This is a genomic window from Candidatus Cryosericum odellii (assembly GCF_003570935.1).
Classification (GTDB): domain Bacteria; phylum Caldisericota; class Caldisericia; order Cryosericales; family Cryosericaceae; genus Cryosericum; species Cryosericum odellii.
The window spans coordinates 4,913-5,317 of sequence record NZ_QXIU01000125.1 but is presented as its reverse complement, the minus strand read 5'-3'; the positions used below and the strand labels follow the sequence as shown (position 1 = coordinate 5,317).

Below are 405 nucleotides of genomic sequence, written 5' to 3'. Positions count from 1 at the left end.
CAGTCATTCATCCAAGGAGTTGCTATGGCGAAGCAGAAAGTTCGTATAAGGTTGAGAGCGTATGATCACAGAACGCTCGACATTTGGGCTGGGAAGATCGTCGAGATCATCCAGCAGGCGGGGGCTCGCGTTTCGGGACCGATTCCGCTTCCGACCGAGAAGAGCATATTCACGGTGCTCAGGTCGCCACATGTGGACAAAAAGTCGCGTGAGCAGTTTGAGATGCGTATTCACAAGAGGCTGATCGAGATAACCAATCCCACTCCAGAGGTAACCAAGGCGCTCATGGGCCTTGACCTGCCGCAGGGTGTGGATATCGAGATCAAGTTGTAGGTTGGTGGTTGAGATGAGCAAGGGAATAATAGGCAAGAAGATCGGTATGACCAGTGTGTTTCATGAGGACAA

At 51.6% G+C, this 405-nt stretch carries 1 protein-coding gene; it reads left to right on the top strand.

What is annotated here, in order from left to right; all coding sequences use genetic code 11:
• Positions 1–24 precede the first annotated feature (24 nt).
• A complete protein-coding gene (rpsJ, locus tag SMC5_RS05375) occupies positions 25–333 on the top strand; it encodes a 30S ribosomal protein S10 (protein WP_119085833.1) in 309 nt (102 codons plus the stop codon).
• Positions 334–405 lie beyond the last annotated feature (72 nt).